At 68.8% G+C, this 15,121-nt stretch carries 13 protein-coding genes; 10 read left to right on the top strand and 3 right to left on the bottom strand.

The features are described 5' to 3' along the window. Positions 1-41: 41 nt before the first annotated feature. Positions 42-938 (bottom strand): methyltransferase domain-containing protein, encoded by an 897-nt coding sequence (locus H9Q09_RS12915; protein WP_187391376.1) that lies wholly within the window; start codon positions 936-938, stop codon positions 42-44. A gap of 162 nt (positions 939-1,100) precedes the next feature. On the opposite strand from H9Q09_RS12915, the gene H9Q09_RS12910 reads away from it, so the two are divergent. The 4 genes from H9Q09_RS12910 to H9Q09_RS12895 are packed head-to-tail and all read left to right on the top strand — an operon-like array spanning position 1,101 to position 3,546. Then, positions 1,101-1,850 carry a ComF family protein gene (locus H9Q09_RS12910; protein ID WP_187391375.1) on the top strand — a complete coding sequence of 250 codons (750 nt, stop codon included), beginning with the start codon at positions 1,101-1,103 and terminating at the stop codon, positions 1,848-1,850. A 40-nt stretch (positions 1,851-1,890) separates the two neighbouring features. Then, on the top strand, positions 1,891-2,148 hold the full coding sequence (gene grxC, locus H9Q09_RS12905; protein ID WP_024349899.1) for a glutaredoxin 3: 258 nt from the start codon (positions 1,891-1,893) through the stop codon (positions 2,146-2,148). Between the two features lie 46 nt (positions 2,149-2,194). Continuing rightward, positions 2,195-3,073, top strand: coding sequence for a carbon-nitrogen hydrolase family protein (locus tag H9Q09_RS12900; protein WP_187391374.1), 879 nt, complete (start codon positions 2,195-2,197; stop codon positions 3,071-3,073). Beyond that, entirely contained in the window at positions 3,070-3,546 is a 477-nt protein-coding gene (locus H9Q09_RS12895; protein ID WP_187391373.1) for a DUF1178 family protein, read from the top strand. Before H9Q09_RS12900 ends, H9Q09_RS12895 begins: the two co-directional genes overlap by 4 nt. Positions 3,547-3,579: 33 nt before the next feature. Here the strand turns inward: H9Q09_RS12895 and H9Q09_RS12890 are convergent, their stop codons facing one another. Together H9Q09_RS12890 and ubiG are read right to left on the bottom strand one after the other, a co-directional pair. Further along, entirely contained in the window at positions 3,580-3,930 is a 351-nt protein-coding gene (locus H9Q09_RS12890; protein WP_009210701.1) for a hypothetical protein, read from the bottom strand. A 144-nt stretch (positions 3,931-4,074) separates the two neighbouring features. Then, entirely contained in the window at positions 4,075-4,824 is a 750-nt protein-coding gene (gene ubiG, locus H9Q09_RS12885) for a bifunctional 2-polyprenyl-6-hydroxyphenol methylase/3-demethylubiquinol 3-O-methyltransferase UbiG (protein ID WP_187391372.1), read from the bottom strand. 254 nt (positions 4,825-5,078) lie between these two features. On the opposite strand from ubiG, the gene H9Q09_RS12880 reads away from it, so the two are divergent. From H9Q09_RS12880 to clpB, 6 genes are all read left to right on the top strand, one after another. Next, entirely contained in the window at positions 5,079-6,332 is a 1,254-nt protein-coding gene (locus H9Q09_RS12880; protein ID WP_024349903.1) for an aspartate kinase, read from the top strand. Between the two features lie 215 nt (positions 6,333-6,547). Beyond that, on the top strand, positions 6,548-8,791 hold the full coding sequence (gene ptsP / locus H9Q09_RS12875; RefSeq protein ID WP_187391371.1) for a phosphoenolpyruvate--protein phosphotransferase: 2,244 nt from the start codon (positions 6,548-6,550) through the stop codon (positions 8,789-8,791). An 83-nt stretch (positions 8,792-8,874) separates the two neighbouring features. Continuing rightward, entirely contained in the window at positions 8,875-9,954 is a 1,080-nt protein-coding gene (gene prfA, locus H9Q09_RS12870) for a peptide chain release factor 1 (RefSeq protein ID WP_187391370.1), read from the top strand. Continuing rightward, a complete protein-coding gene (prmC, locus tag H9Q09_RS12865; protein ID WP_187391369.1) occupies positions 9,947-10,843 on the top strand; it encodes a peptide chain release factor N(5)-glutamine methyltransferase in 897 nt (298 codons plus the stop codon). The genes prfA and prmC overlap by 8 nt, the downstream gene beginning before the upstream one ends. Positions 10,844-11,199: 356 nt before the next feature. After that, a complete protein-coding gene (locus H9Q09_RS12860) occupies positions 11,200-12,168 on the top strand; it encodes a DUF4167 domain-containing protein (protein ID WP_246716130.1) in 969 nt (322 codons plus the stop codon). Positions 12,169-12,440: 272 nt separating this feature from the next. Then, positions 12,441-15,065, top strand: coding sequence for an ATP-dependent chaperone ClpB (clpB, locus tag H9Q09_RS12855; RefSeq protein ID WP_024349908.1), 2,625 nt, complete (start codon positions 12,441-12,443; stop codon positions 15,063-15,065). The last annotated feature ends 56 nt before the right edge of the window (positions 15,066-15,121 follow it).

The raw sequence follows: 15,121 nt of genomic DNA, 5'->3' as shown, positions 1-15,121 counted from the left end.
CCATCCTCGAAGAGTGTCCGCGCCCGCGACGCCGTCGCCGCCTACAGCTTGTCGGAGCGATCCTTCAGGGCGTCGGCGAGGCTTGCCCTGGCGCTGCCGGGCTTGAGCGGCTTCTGCTGGCTTTCATGCGGACGCCAGCCGGAGAGGTAGATGACGTCGAAGGTTGCGCGGATGCGGCCGTCCGGATCGGAGAAGCGCTCGGCGTAGATTTCGGCGGCGCGCAGGAACAGCCGGCGCGAGGCGGGGCGGCGGGAGCGCTCGACCAGCATGTTGGCCATGCCCATGGCGCGCAGATCGGCCATCAGCTCGAACAGCGAATCGTAGCGCACGGTCAGCCGGTCCTGGTCGGTCACCGGCAGGGCGAAGCCGGCCCGCTGCAAAAGGCCGCCGGCATCGCGCACGTCGGCGAAGGGGGCAACGCGCGGCGACACGCCGCCGAGGAGTTCGGCTTCCGCCGCAAACAGCGAGGCGCGTAATTCGTTGAGGGTGCCGCCGCCCAGAAGCGCGCAGAGGAAGAGCCCGTCGGGCTTCAGCGCACGCCGCAGCTGTACGAGGGCGCCGGGCGTGTCGTTGGTCAGGTGCAGCGACAGGGTCGAGACGATCAGGTCGACGCTCTCGGCGGCCAGCGGCAGCATCTCCTCGTCGCCGACGACGGCCATGGCGCTGTCGCCGAGAAGGGCGGGCAGGCGTTCGATGCGCAGGACGCGGCCGGCCTGGCCGCCCTGTTCCAGAAAGCGCGCCATCTCGCCGGTATGGCCGCCGAGATCGACCGCGGTCTCGAACCTGCGGTCGACCAGCGACAGCCGGTCGGCGAGTTCGGCGGCGATGGCCTTCAGGAGGAAGCGCGGGCTGTCGGAGGTCGCGGCAGCGTGCCAGCGCCGGCGGCGGCGGTCGAGGAGCGCCCGGTCGAAGACGATATGGTCGGGAGCGTCGGGCATGGGGTTCTCGGCTTCGGTCAATCTGGTCGGGCGCGGCGACAGGCGCTTGTAGCTTGTCGCAGGTGGAGTATCGTCAAGCACAGGGAGGCGCGACCGGCTTCGCGTATCGAGGAGGAAGCCGATCCGACCTGCGGGCACTGCGCACCAGGGACGGGCGGAACGATGAGCTTATTCAGGCGCGGTTCGGCGGCGATCACCGGCTCCCTCGGCCGGCTGCTCTTTCCGCCTGTCTGTCCCGGCTGCCAGGCGGCGGTCACCGGTTCCGGCACGGTGTGCTGCGCCTGCTGGCCGAAGCTGCGTTTCATCGAACGTCCCTATTGCGAGGTTCTCGGGCTACCCTTCGCCTATGATCTGGGCAAGGGCTTCCTCTCCGCCGAGGCCATCGCCGAGCCGCCGCCCTTCGCCCGGCTGCGCGCCGCGGTGCTCTACGAGGATCTGGCGGCGCGCCTCGTCAGCTCGCTGAAATATGCCGACCGCACCGATCTGGTGCCGCTGATGGCCGGCTGGATGAGCCGCGCCGGCGCCGAACTGATCGCCGATGCGGAGGTCGTCGTGCCGGTACCGCTGCATCCCGGCCGGCTGTGGCGGCGGCGGTTCAACCAGTCGGCGGAGATCGCCCGGCTGGTGGCGCGCGGCGCCAAGCTGTCCTTCTCGCCGCTGTCGCTGAAGCGGGTGAAGGCGACGCGCAGCCAGGTCGGGCTCGGTCCCGCCCAGCGCCGCGCCAATGTCCGCGGCGCCTTCCAGGTGGTGGAGACCCGCCGCGACGAGCTGGACGGGAAGCGGGTGCTGCTGGTCGACGACGTCTATACGACCGGCGCCACCGTCGCGAGCGCCACCCGGGCGCTGAAGCGGGCCGGGGCCCGCGACGTCGACGTGCTCACCTTCGCAAGGGTTGCGACCGGCACCGAGTGAAGCCATATGCTGGTCCTCAACCAGCTGGGAATGACACTCCATGCCGAATGTGACGATCTACACCCGACAGCTCTGCGGTTTCTGTTCGCGCGCCAAGCAGCTCCTCGACCAGAAGAACGTGGCCTACGAGGAAAAGGACGCCTCGTCCTCGCCGCAGCTGCGCCAGGAAATGCGCGAGCGCGGCAATGGCGCCGCCACCTTCCCACAGATCTTCATCGGCGACACCCATGTCGGCGGCTGCGACGAGCTCTACGCCCTGGAGCGCGCCGGCAAGCTGGACCCGCTGCTGGCCGCCTGACGGGGGCGCACGCCTCGGGAAGGGCCAGCCTCTTGAAGGACATGCCATGACGACGTTTCGCGCCGCGGTTCTGCAGATGCGCTCCGGCCGCGAGCCGGCCGACAACGCCGCGGCGCTGGACGCGCTGGTGGCCGAGGCGGCGGCGGGCGGCGCGCATTACGTCCAGTCGCCGGAAATGACCGGCATGCTGCAACGCGACCGCGCGGCGCTGATGGACCGGCTGCGGACGGAGGACGACGATCTCCTCGTGGCCACCGCCAGCGAACTCGCGCGGCGCTACGGCATCCATCTGCATCTCGGCTCGATCGCCGTGGCGCTCGATGACGGGCGCGTCGCCAACCGGGCGCTGCTCTTCGCGCCGGACGGCCAGCGTGTTGCGCGCTACGACAAGATCCACATGTTCGACGTCGATCTCGACAATGGCGAGAGCTGGCGGGAATCGCGCACCTATCGCCCCGGCGGCGCCGCGGTGCTGGCCGATCTCGCCTTTGCCGACGGGACCGCGCGGCTCGGCTTCGCGATCTGCTACGACATGCGCTTTCCGCATCTCTTCCGCGAGGAGGCGCTGGCCGGCGCCGAGATCCTGACTGCGCCCGCCGCCTTCACTCGCCAGACCGGCGAGGCCCACTGGCATGTGCTGCTGCGCGCCCGCGCCATCGAGAACGGCGCCTTCGTCATCGCCGCCGCGCAAGGCGGCCGCCACGAGGACGGGCGCGAGACCTACGGCCATTCGCTGATCGTCGATCCCTGGGGCGCGGTGATCGCCGAGGTCGAGGGCAACGCGCCGGGCGTGGCCTTCGCCGATATCGACACGGCGGCCGTTGCCGCCGCGCGCGGCAAGGTTCCGAATCTGAAGAATGCCCGCAGCTTCACCGTCGGCGATGCCGAGGTGGCGGTGACCGGTGCCCGCGAGGCGGCCGAGTGATCAGTTTCGCGCTGCGCTGTCAGCCTGCCTCCCATGCCTTCGACGGCTGGTTCCGCTCCGGCGAGGATTTCGAGCGCCAGGCGGCGGGCGGGCTGGTGTGCTGCCCGGTCTGCGGATCGACGGATGTGTCCAAGGCGCTGATGAAGCCGGCGGTCGCCAAATCCGGGCGGCAAAGCGCGGCAGGCGATCGGGCGCAGGCGGTGGCCGAGGGCCCGGCCGCGCCGGCCGAGGCCCGCTATGCCGGCGGCGATGCGGCGGCGGTCTATGCCAAGCTGCAGGCGATCGCGCGGGAGCTGCGCGCCAAGTCGGATTATGTCGGGCCGAAATTCGCCGAGGAAGCGCGCCGCATCCATTACGGCGAGAGCGAGAAGCGCCAGATCTACGGCGAGGCGTCGCCGCAGGAGGTCAAGAGCCTCGGCGAGGAAGGGGTCGCGGCGCTGCCGTTGCCGCCGCTGCCCGAAGACAAGAACTGACCGAAGCCGGGAACGGAAGACCGCCTGTCGGCCTCAGCCGCGTGCGGTCCGCGCCAGGGTCACGCCCTTGTGGCGCCGCGGGCCGCCCTCGCCATCCTCGAACAGACCCTGCTCGGTGGCCTGGCTGTAGAGAAGGTCGCCCTTGGCGCCGGCGATGGTGCGCAAATCGGCCAGTTCGCACAGCGCGGTGATCTGGAAGGCGAGGCCGCGCAGATGCACGCGGTTGTAGCAGAAGAAGGCGAGGCGGGCGCGGGTCGGGCCCGGGATCTCACGGATCAGCGCCTGCTTCGTCGCGTCGTCGGAGCGCAGCAGGAGGGCCAGGATCTCCAGATGGACAGGACAGTTGGCCTCATTGGGAATGCTGTCTGATCTCGGCGATACCATGACGTCCTCTTGGGTCTCTACACGTGCTGGTTCTCAGCTCCATGATGCATGCCTCGGTGCGCTCACGACGCCCGCAGGACGAGCATCGCATTCGAGCCTTGTCTCCAGCTTGAACACGGATCCGTGAGGCCGGCTCCGCGCTCCTCAGGCCGAGGGACGGCGGGCGAGGACCATGTAGTTCACGTCGGTGTCGCGCGAACGCTTCCAGGCGTCGGCGAGCGGGTGGTAGACCACGCCGACCTCGTCGATCATCGACAGCCCTGCCGCCTCGACCGGATCGCCGATCTCCTTCGGCCGCACCAGCCGCTCATATTGATGGGTGCCCTTGGGCAGCCAGCCGAGCACGTATTCCGCGCCGATGATGGCGAAGGTCAGCGCCTTGAAGGTGCGGTTGATGGTGGCGACGAAGAGCAGCCCGCCCGGTTTCACCATCGCCGCGCAGGAGGTCAGGAACAGGTCGACGTCGGAGACGTGTTCGACGATCTCCAGCGCCAGCACCGCGTCGAAGGTCTCGCCGCCTTCGGCGATCGCCTCGGCGGTGGTGGCGCGGTAGTCGATGGCAAGCCCGCTCTCGGCGGCATGCAGCTTGGCGACCTCGATATTCGTCTCCGAGGCGTCGGCGCCGACGACCCTGGCCCCTAGCCTGGCCATCGGCTCGCAGATCAGCCCGCCGCCGCAGCCGATGTCGAGCACCGACAGGCCGTCGAACGGCTTGTCGGCGGACAGGTCCAGGTCGAAATTCATCGCCAGCTGCTCGCGGATATATTCCAGCCGCACCGGGTTGAACTTGTGCAGCGGCTTGAACTTGCCGACCGGGTTCCACCATTCCTGGGCCAGGCGCGAGAATCGCTCGACCTCGGCCGCGTCGATCGTCGTTCCGTCGGGTGCGCTCATCTCGTCCTCGTTGCCTGTCGTGGTGGTTCGGCATGTTCGCTCCGGCCGGCCAAAGTCAAGCGTGGCGGCGCGGCGGAGACGATGCGAGATGGTGTCCGCAAGCCGCGGCGACATTGCGGTTTGAGGTCGCATCGGCTAGGGAACCCCCGCCCGCCGCGTGCTGGGTCCTTCGGACATGTCCGGCCGTTTCGCGACGCCGGACCGTTCGGGGTCAGTTCACCAGACATCTTGTCGAACCACCGAATGCCGATCCCATGGCCCGACTCGTCCTCAAATTCGGCGGCACTTCCGTCGCCGACGTCAACCGCATCCGCAATGTCGCGCGTCATGTGAAACGCGAGGTCGACGCGGGCCACGACGTGGCCGTGGTCGTCTCGGCGATGTCGGGCAAGACCAACGAGCTCGTCGGCTGGTGCCGCGAGGCCTCGCCGATCCACGATGCGCGTGAATACGACGCCGTGGTCGCGTCAGGCGAGCAGGTGACGGCCGGCATCCTGGCGATCACGCTGCAGGCGATGGGCGTCAACGCGCGCTCCTGGCAGGGCTGGCAGGTGCCGATCCGCACCGACGGCGCCCATGGCGCCGCCCGCATCCAGGAGATCGATTCGTCCGAGATCGTGCGGCGCTTCGCCGAGGGCCAGGTGGCGGTGCTCGCCGGCTTTCAGGGCATCGCGCCCGACAACCGCATCGCCACGCTCGGGCGCGGCGGTTCGGACACCTCGGCCGTCGCGGTGGCCGCGGCGATCAAGGCCGATCGCTGCGACATCTACACCGACGTCGACGGCGTCTACACCACCGACCCGCGCATCGAGCCGAAGGCCCGGCGCCTCAGCCGCATCTCCTTCGAGGAAATGCTGGAGATGGCCTCGCTCGGCGCCAAGGTGCTGCAGGTGCGCTCGGTGGAACTGGCCATGGTCCACAAGGTGCGGACCTTCGTGCGTTCTTCTTTCGAGGACCCGGACGCGCCCGGCATGGGCGACTTCGACAACCCGCCGGGGACCCTCATTTGCGACGAGGATGAAATCGTGGAACAGCAGGTCGTCACAGGCATCGCCTACGCCAAGGACGAGGCGCAGATCTCGCTGCGCCGGGTCGAGGACCAGCCGGGCGTCGCCGCGGCCATCTTCGGGCCGCTCGCCGAAGCCGGCGTTAATGTCGACATGATCGTCCAGAACATCTCCGAGGCCGGCACCTCCACCGACATGACCTTCACGGTCCCGGCCGGCGATCTCGACAAGGCGACCGCCGTCCTCGAGAAGGCCAAGACGGAGATGCGCTACGACGCTATCCAGAGCGAGCAGGGTCTGACCAAGGTCTCGGTCATCGGCGTCGGCATGCGCAGCCACACCGGCGTCGCCGCCACCGCCTTCAAGGCGCTGGCCGATCGCGGCGTCAACATCCGCGCCATCACCACGTCGGAGATCAAGATCTCGATCCTGATCGACGGCGACTACACCGAACTGGCCGTGCGGGCGCTGCATTCGGTCTACGGTCTCGACAAGGCATAGACCTTAAGGGTCGCCGGACTGCCCGGCCTTGCGTGCCGGCGTGACGGGCGCGCAACCGGGCCGCGAAGGGGAAAACCTATTGCTGCCTTCCGATTGGGTTCTGTCGGGGCAGCTTTATGTGATCTGATACGGGGAAGGGGATCGCGCGGCCGACCGGAATCATCCGGGCGGGCGTCGGCCACCTGGAACGGGACATCGCGTTGAACAGAAGCGACATGTCAGGGCCGCGCGTTCTCATGCGCCGCATCCGGGAGCTCATGGTCGAGCCTCTCGACCCGCAGTCGCGTCTCGACCAGATTTCCCGCCTGATCGCCCAGAACATGGTGGCCGAGGTCTGCTCGCTCTACGTCCTGCGCGCCGACGGCATTCTGGAACTCTACGCCACCGAGGGTCTGAACCCCGGTTCGGTCCATCTCGCCCAGCTGAAACTCGGCGAGGGCCTCGTCGGCACGATCGCCGCGACGGCGCGGCCGCTGAACCTGCCGGAAGCCCAGAAGCACCCGGCCTTCACCTATCTTCCGGAGACCGGCGAGGAGATCTACCACTCCTTCCTCGGCGTGCCGATCCTGCGCGCAGGCCGCACGCTCGGCGTGCTGGTCGTCCAGAACAAGGCGGCGCGGGTCTATCGCGACGAGGAATCCGAGGCGCTGGAAACCGTCGCCATGGTGGTCGCCGAGATGATCGCCGCCGGCAGCCTGGAAGGCCTGTCGCGGCCCGGCGTCGCCCTCGATCTGTCCCGCTCGGTCTCGTTCACCGGCGTGCCGCTGTCCGACGGCATCGGCCTTGGGCGGGTGATCCTGCACGAGCCGCGCGTCGTCGTGACCAACCTCTTCAACGAGGACATGGAGATCGAGGTCGAGCGCCTGACCAAGGCGCTGGGCGTCCTGCGGCTGTCGATCGAGGACATGCTGTCGCGCCGCGAAGTGGCCGGCGAGGGCGAGCACCGGGCGGTGCTGGAAGCCTATCGCATGTTCGCCCACGACCGCGGCTGGGTGCGGCGGCTGGAAGAGGCGGTGCGCAACGGCCTGACCGCGGAAGCGGCGGTGGAGAAGGTCCAGAGCGACATGCGGGCGCGCATGATGCACATGACCGATCCCTATATCCGCGAGCGGCTGCATGATTTCGACGATCTCGCCAACCGGCTGCTGCGCCAGCTCATCGGCCATGACGGGCAGGCGACGCCCGACGACGCGATCATCGTCGCCCGCTCCATGGGCGCGGCGGAGCTTCTCGACTATCGCCGCGAGCAGATCCGCGGCCTCGTGCTGGAAGAGGGGGCGGCGACCAGCCACGTCGTCATCGTCGCGCGGGCCCTCGGCATTCCCGTCGTCGGCCAGGTCAAGGGCGCGGTTTCCATGTCGGAGAGCGGCGATTCGGTCATCGTCGACGGCGAGGACGGCGGCGTCCACCTGCGCCCGCAGGCCGATCTGGAAGCTTTGTTCTCCGACAAGGCCAAGTTCCGCGAGAAGCGCCAGGAGCGCTACCGGTCGCTGCGCGACATGGCCTCGGTCAGCCGCGACGGGGTCAAGATCGATCTGCAGATGAATGCCGGCCTGCTGGTAGACCTGCCGCAGCTCGACGAGGCCGGCGCCGAGGGCATCGGCCTGTTCCGCACCGAGCTGCAGTTCATGGTCGCCTCCACCATGCCGCGGGCCAGCGACCAGGAGCGGCTGTATTCGGCGGTGCTGGACGCGGCCGGCGGCCGGCCCGTGACCTTCCGCACCCTCGATGTCGGCGGCGACAAGGTGCTGCCCTATCTGAACCAGTTCCCCGAGGATAATCCGGCGCTGGGCTACCGGGCGCTGCGCCTGGCGCTCGACCGGCCTGGCCTGATGCGGACCCAGCTGCGGGCGCTGCTCAAGGCGGCGGCCGGCCGGGAATTGCGGGTCATGTTCCCGATGGTGACCGACGTGTCGGAGCTGCATCTGGCGCGCGACCTGATCAGCCGCGAATACAAGCACCTCACCCGCTTCGGCCATGTCATGCCCGAGCGGCTGAAGATCGGCGCGATGATCGAGGTGCCGGGCATCCTGTTCCAACTCGACGAGGTGATGCAGCTCCTCGACTTCGTTTCGGTCGGCTCGAACGACCTGTTCCAGTTCTTCAACGCCGTCGATCGCGGCAATGCCCGCGTCGCCGACCGCTTCGACGATCTGTCGCCGGCCTTCCTGCGGGCGCTGAAGCTGATCGTCGATGCCGGCATCCGCCATTCGGTGCCGGTGACCCTGTGCGGCGAGATGGCCGGCCGGCCGCTGTCGGCGATGGCGTTGATCGGCCTCGGCTTCCGGTCCATATCCATGGCACCGCCCTCGATCGGGCCGGTGAAGGCGGCGATCGTCGAGATGAATGTCGGCCGGGTGACCGAGCTGGTGACCGCCTATCTCGACGGCAGCCACCCGTCGGATGCGCCGCGGCGGGCACTGGTCGACTTCGCCAAGGCGCAGGGCATTCCGTATTAGCTGACCCGGCCCGCCGACCTGGATCACCGTCGCGACCTCGCGCAAGAGGGCGCATCCTCTTCCCCGCACCTGTTCAGGACCACATGGCGACCCTGCCGAAATCCAGCCTCGACGAAATCCTCAACCGCTTCGCGCTGCTCGAGCACGAGATGTCGAAGGGGCCGGAGCACGAGGTCTATACCAAGCTGGCAGCCGAATATTCCGGGCTGGAGGAAGTGGTCGCGGCCATTCGCACCTATCAGAAGGCCGAGCAGGAACTGGCCGAGGCCCGCGCGATCCTCGACGAGCCGGCGGCCGGGCGCGACATGCGCGAACTGGCGGAAATCGAGATCGACGAGCTGAAGGAACGGCTGGAGACGCTGACCGCCGAGATCCGCATCCTGCTGCTGCCCAAGGACGCCGCCGACGAGAAGGGCGCGATCCTGGAAATCCGCGCCGGCACCGGCGGCTCGGAGGCCGGCCTCTTCGCCGGCGATCTCTTCCGCATGTATCAGCGCTATGCCGAGATGAACCGCTGGAAGGTGGAGATCATCTCGGCCAGCGAGGGCGAAGTCGGCGGCTACCGCGAAGTGATCGCGGCGATCCGCGGCGTCGGCGTGTTCTCGCGGCTGAAGTTCGAATCCGGCGTCCACCGGGTGCAGCGTGTGCCCGAGACCGAATCGGGCGGCCGCATCCACACCTCGGCGGCCACCGTCGCGGTGCTGCCGGAAGCCGAGGACATCGACGTCGAGGTGAAGACCGAGGACATCCGCATCGACACGATGCGCGCCTCCGGCGCCGGCGGCCAGCACGTCAACACCACCGATTCGGCGGTGCGCATCACCCATATTCCCACCGGCATCGTCGTGACGTCGTCGGAAAAGTCCCAGCACCAGAACCGCGCCCGCGCCATGCAGGTGCTGAAGGCCCGGCTGTTCGACATGGAACGCCAGCGCGCCGACGACGAACGCTCGGCCGCCCGCAAGAGCCAGGTCGGCTCCGGCGACCGCTCCGAGCGCATCCGTACCTATAACTTTCCGCAAGGCCGCGTCACCGACCACCGGATCAATCTGACGCTTTACAAGCTCGACCGGGTGATCGAGGGCGAGATGGACGAACTGGTCGATGCGCTGGTCGCCGACCATCAGGCGCATCTGCTGGCCGCCGTCGGCGTCGATGCCTGACGAGCCGGGCGGGCCGACGCTCGGCGACTGCCTGCGCGACGGGCAGGCGCGGCTGCGCGCCGCCGGCTGCGACACGCCCGATCTCGACGCGCGCCTGCTGCTGGCCGAGATCTGCGACCGGCGCCCCGGCGAGGTGCATTCGGCGTCGGGCGCCGTGGTGTCGGCGGCGGATGCGGCCCGCTTCGACGCGGTCCTGGCGCGGCGCGCGGCCGGCGAGCCGGTGCACCGCATCATCGGCCGGCGGGCCTTCTACGAGCATGACTTCCTCCTGTCGCCCGAGACGCTGGAGCCGCGGCCCGACACCGAGGTGCTGGTGGAAGAAGCCCGCAAGGCGATGGCGGCGATCGTCGCGCGGGACGGTCGCTGCGTCTTTGCCGATGTGGGCACCGGCACCGGCGCGATCGCGGTCTCGCTGCTGGCGCTGTTCGCCGAGGCCGAAGCCGTCGCGCTCGACATTTCGGACGGCGCGCTTCAGACCGCGCGGCGCAATGCGATCGCCGCCGGCGTCGCCGCCCGGATGCACACTGTGCGGGCGAACTATCTCGACGCGATCGCGGGACCGCTTGAACTCGTGGTGTCGAATCCCCCATATATTCCCCACGACGATATCGCAGCCCTGTCGCGCGAGGTGCGTGACCACGACCCGCTGCTCGCCCTCGATGGCGGCGCGGACGGGCTCGATGCCTATCGCGCGCTGGCGACGGGCGCCCGCCGGATCGTGCGGTCGCAGGGCCTGGTGATCCTCGAGATCGGCGTCGGCCAGGAAGGCGACGTGGCGGCGATCTTCGCGGCCGAAGGTTTCATCCTCGATGCGGCGACCCGGGACCTTGGCGGCGTGATCCGGGTCCTGACCCTGCGGCTGGCGATCGGCGGCGCGGGTTCGGTGTAACCAAGTTTCCAGCCGGCGCCGCAATCGCAGGGTATGCAGACAAAAAACACTTGTGGCAGTGCGGTTTCCCCTCTAGGGTCTGACGAATACGGAACATCCGAGGGGGACATCCCTCAGGCAGCGCCGCCAGGCGACCCGAGGAATGCTCGTGGTGACCGGTAGGTCGTCCGTACAAGCCGGCGCGAGGGTATCGCCAGCCACAACCGACAAAACCTCTAGTTGGCGGCATTGCTGCGGCAGGCTGCACCTTGAGCAGACGCGTGATCCGCGTCTTTGGGCAACAGCCATACCGGCACGACCGGTGCATCCAAAAAGACAGGAAGTTCATGAGGCCAGGACAGCAGCAGAAAAACCGTATGCGCGGACGCGGTCGCAAGGGCCCGAACCCGCTTTCGCGTGGCTACGAGTCGAATGGCCCGGACGTGAAGATCAGGGGCACCGCCCAGCATATCGCCGAGAAATACTCGACCCTGGCGCGTGACGCCTCGGGAGCCGGCGACCGTGTCATGGCCGAGAACTATCTGCAGCACGCCGAGCACTACAATCGCATCGTGGCGGCGGCACAGGCGCAGTTCCAGCCGCGGGACGATCGCGACAACCGCGACGATTCCAGCGACGACGACGACGACGATCAGCAGGACAATTCCAGCTATCGCGACGACCGGGACGACCGCGACAACGACGCGGATGGCGAGCGCAACCGTGGCAATCGCGACAACCGCGACGGCAACCGGAACCGCGACCGCGACAACAACCGGGATCGCGACGGCAACCGCGACCGCGATGGCAACCGCAATCGCAACCGCGACGACAACAACCGGGGCAACCGGGACAATCGTCAGCAGGACGACAATCGCGGCAATCGCGATCGGCGCGACCGGTCCGAGCCGAACGGCACCGGCCCGCAGCCCATGGTCGCCGAAGAGGCGGACCGCGGGTCCTCGCAGGGCGACGAGCGCCGCGAGCGCCCGGCGCGCGGCGAGGCCAATGGCAGCGACGCCGACGGCCGCCGCAGCGAGACCGTATCCTCCGACGAGCAGAACGAACGGCCGCGTCGCCGCGCCCGCACCCGTCGCCCGCGCGACGAGGATGGCGTGACGAACGAGGCGGCAGCACCCGCCGCACCGGCACAGGCCGCCGATGCAGGCGAGAGCCCCGCCACGGCGGCAGCGCCGTCCGATGCGCCCGAGGCGGATGCCGCACCGGTGAAGCGCCGTCCCGGACGGCCGCGCAAGAAGAAGCCGGAAGACGGTGCCGACGGCGAGACCAAGGCGGGCGGCGACAACGATGCCCTGCCGGACTTCCTGCTGGCCTCCAACGGCTGAGCCGATCGGGCAACCGATCCGCGAACGAGACAAGGGCGCTGCGAGCTTCGCGGCGCCCTTTTTCGTGGGCACTCCCGGGTGCGACGGACCGGCGCCTTGATCTGGCGCATGGCGGCGGGCGAAACATTTTTGCAACAGTCGCGCGTCTGGCCCTTCCGGGTGAGTTGCACCTCACCCATATATTCAGCGGGCGGCCTGCCGGAACGGGGGCCGGACTCCAGGAACGTGCGGACGACGCCTGCGGGGTGGTTCGCCGATAGGAGAAGCGATCCATGAATATCGAGAAATACACCGAGCGCGTTCGCGGCTTCATCCAGGCCGCACAGACCCAGGCGGTCTCGCGCGATCACCAGCAATTCACGCCCGAGCACCTGCTGAAGGTCCTGATCGACGACGAGGAAGGCATGGCGGCCGGCCTCATCGAGAAGGCCGGCGGACGGCCGCAGGAGGTTCGGATCGCCGTCGAGGCGGCCCTCGACGCCATGCCGAAGGTGTCGGGCGGCGGCTCGCAGATGTATCTCGCCCAGCCGCTGGCGAAGATCTTCGCCACCGCCGAGGAAATCGCCAAGAAGGCCGGCGACAGCTATGTCAGCGTCGAGCGCCTGCTTCTGGCCATGACCATCGAGAAGGCCGCCAAGACCGCGACCATCCTCGCCAATGCCGGCGTCACGCCGAACGGGCTGAACGCTGCCATCGAGTCGCTGCGCAAGGGCCGCACCGCCGACAGCGCCTCGGCCGAGAGCGGCTACGACGCCCTGAAGAAATACGCCCGCGACCTGACGGCCGCGGCGCGCGAGGGCAAGCTCGACCCGGTGATCGGCCGTGACGACGAGATCCGCCGCACCATCCAGGTCCTGTCCCGGCGCACCAAGAACAACCCGGTGCTGATCGGCGAGCCCGGCGTCGGCAAGACCGCCATCGCCGAAGGCCTGGCGCTGCGCATCGTCAATGGCGACGTGCCCGAATCCCTGCGCGACAAGCAGCTGATGGCCCTCGACATGGGCTCGCTCATCGCCGGCGCGAAATATCGCGGCGAGTTCGAGGAGCGGCTGAAGGCCGTCCTGTCCGAGGTGACGGCCGAGGCCGGCAACATCATCCTGTTCATCGACGAGATGCACACGCTGGTCGGCGCGGGCAAGGGCGACGGGGCGATGGACGCCTCCAACCTGCTGAAGCCCGCCTTGGCGCGCGGCGAGCTGCACTGCGTCGGCGCGACGACGCTCGACGAATATCGCAAGCATGTCGAGAAGGACCCGGCGCTGGCCCGGCGCTTCCAGCCGGTCTTCGTGAGCGAGCCGACCGTCGAGGACACGATCTCGATCCTGCGCGGCCTGAAGGAGAAATACGAGCAGCACCACCAGGTGCGCATCTCCGACAGCGCCCTGGTGGCGGCGGCCCAGCTGTCGAACCGCTACATCACCGACCGCTTTCTGCCCGACAAGGCGATCGACCTCGTCGACGAGGGCGCGGCGCGGCTGCGCATGCAGGTCGATTCCAAGCCCGAGGCGCTGGACGAGATCGACCGCCGCATCATGCAGCTGAAGATCGAGCGCGAGGCGCTGCGCCGCGAGAGCGACGACGCGTCGAAGGACCGGCTCGAGCGGCTGGAAGGGGAACTGGCCAATCTGGAGGAGGAATCCGACCGGATCACCACGACCTGGCAGGCCGAGAAGTCGAAGCTCGGGCTTGCCGCCGACCTGAAGAAGCGCCTCGACGAGGTCCGCAACGAACTGGCCGTCGCCCAGCGCAAGGGCGAGTTCCAGCGGGCCGGCGAGCTTGCCTATGGCGAGATCCCGCAGCTCGAGGCGCAGCTCAAGGAGGCCGAGGCCCAGGACGGTGCCGGCACCGCCGGCTCGATGGTCGAGGAGACCGTCACCGCCGACCACATCGCCCATGTCGTCTCGCGCTGGTCGGGCATTCCGGTGGACCGGATGCTCGAGGGCGAGCGCGACAAGCTCCTGCGCATGGAAGACGCCCTGCAGACGCGCGTCGTCGGCCAGGGCGAGGCGGTGCAGGCGGTGTCGAAGGCGGTGCGCCGGGCGCGGGCCGGCCTGCAGGACCCGAACCGGCCGATCGGCTCGTTCATCTTCCTCGGGCCCACCGGCGTCGGCAAGACCGAGCTGACCAAGTCGCTGGCCGCCTTCCTGTTCGACGACGAGACCGCCATGGTGCGGCTCGACATGTCGGAGTTCATGGAGAAGCACTCGGTCTCGCGGCTGATCGGCGCGCCTCCGGGCTATGTCGGCTACGAGGAGGGCGGCAGCCTGACCGAGGCGGTGCGGCGGCGGCCCTACCAGGTCGTGCTGTTCGACGAGATCGAGAAGGCCCATCCGGACGTCTTCAACGTGCTTCTGCAGGTGCTCGACGACGGGCGGCTGACGGACGGGCAGGGGCGCACGGTCGACTTCCGCAATACGATCATCATCATGACCTCCAATCTGGGGGCCGAGTTCCTCACGGCCCTGCGCGACGACGAGGATGCCGAGGCGGCGCGCGACCAGGTGATGGACGTGGTGCGGCGGGCCTTCCGGCCGGAGTTCCTCAACCGTGTGGACGAGACCATCCTCTTCCACCGGCTGCATCGCTCGGAGATGGGCGCGATCGTCGACATCCAGATGAAGCGGCTCGACCAGCTTCTGGCGGATCGCAAGATCCGGGTCGAACTCGACGAGACCGGTCGCGAATGGCTGGCCGAGCGGGGCTACGATCCGGCCTATGGCGCACGGCCGCTGAAGCGGGTGATCCAGCGCGAGGTGCAGGATCCGCTGGCCGAGAAGATCCTGCTCGGCGAGGTTCGCGACGAGAGCGTGATCAAGATCGCCGGCGGCGGCGACCACCTGATCTTCCACGTGGTCGGCTCCAAGGCCGGCGCACCGGGAGACCGGGTCGCGGCCTGACGGGCTCCGGAGCGAAGATGAAAAAGGGGCGGCCCGGCGGGCCGCCCCTTGTCGTT

It is taken from the genome of Aurantimonas sp. DM33-3 (assembly GCF_014334315.1).
GTDB lineage: Bacteria > Pseudomonadota > Alphaproteobacteria > Rhizobiales > Rhizobiaceae > Aurantimonas > Aurantimonas coralicida.
The sequence above is the reverse complement of the archived record's forward strand: the minus strand, read 5'-3'. Positions and strand labels throughout refer to the sequence as shown.

Bases quoted from the DNA above. Each gene is read 5' to 3' on its own strand.
- H9Q09_RS12915 (WP_187391376.1), bottom strand. From the start codon at position 938: ATGCCCGACGCTCCCGACCATATCGTCTTCGACCGGGCGCTCCTCGAC.
- H9Q09_RS12910 (WP_187391375.1), top strand. From the start codon at position 1,101: ATGAGCTTATTCAGGCGCGGTTCGGCGGCGATCACCGGCTCCCTCGGC.
- grxC (WP_024349899.1), top strand. From the start codon at position 1,891: ATGCCGAATGTGACGATCTACACCCGACAGCTCTGCGGTTTCTGTTCG.
- H9Q09_RS12900 (WP_187391374.1), top strand. From the start codon at position 2,195: ATGACGACGTTTCGCGCCGCGGTTCTGCAGATGCGCTCCGGCCGCGAG.
- H9Q09_RS12890 (WP_009210701.1), bottom strand. From the start codon at position 3,930: ATGGTATCGCCGAGATCAGACAGCATTCCCAATGAGGCCAACTGTCCT.
- ubiG (WP_187391372.1), bottom strand. From the start codon at position 4,824: ATGAGCGCACCCGACGGAACGACGATCGACGCGGCCGAGGTCGAGCGA.
- H9Q09_RS12880 (WP_024349903.1), top strand. From the start codon at position 5,079: ATGGCCCGACTCGTCCTCAAATTCGGCGGCACTTCCGTCGCCGACGTC.
- ptsP (WP_187391371.1), top strand. From the start codon at position 6,548: ATGTCAGGGCCGCGCGTTCTCATGCGCCGCATCCGGGAGCTCATGGTC.
- prfA (WP_187391370.1), top strand. From the start codon at position 8,875: ATGGCGACCCTGCCGAAATCCAGCCTCGACGAAATCCTCAACCGCTTC.
- prmC (WP_187391369.1), top strand. From the start codon at position 9,947: ATGCCTGACGAGCCGGGCGGGCCGACGCTCGGCGACTGCCTGCGCGAC.
- H9Q09_RS12860 (WP_246716130.1), top strand. From the start codon at position 11,200: ATGCGCGGACGCGGTCGCAAGGGCCCGAACCCGCTTTCGCGTGGCTAC.
- clpB (WP_024349908.1), top strand. From the start codon at position 12,441: ATGAATATCGAGAAATACACCGAGCGCGTTCGCGGCTTCATCCAGGCC.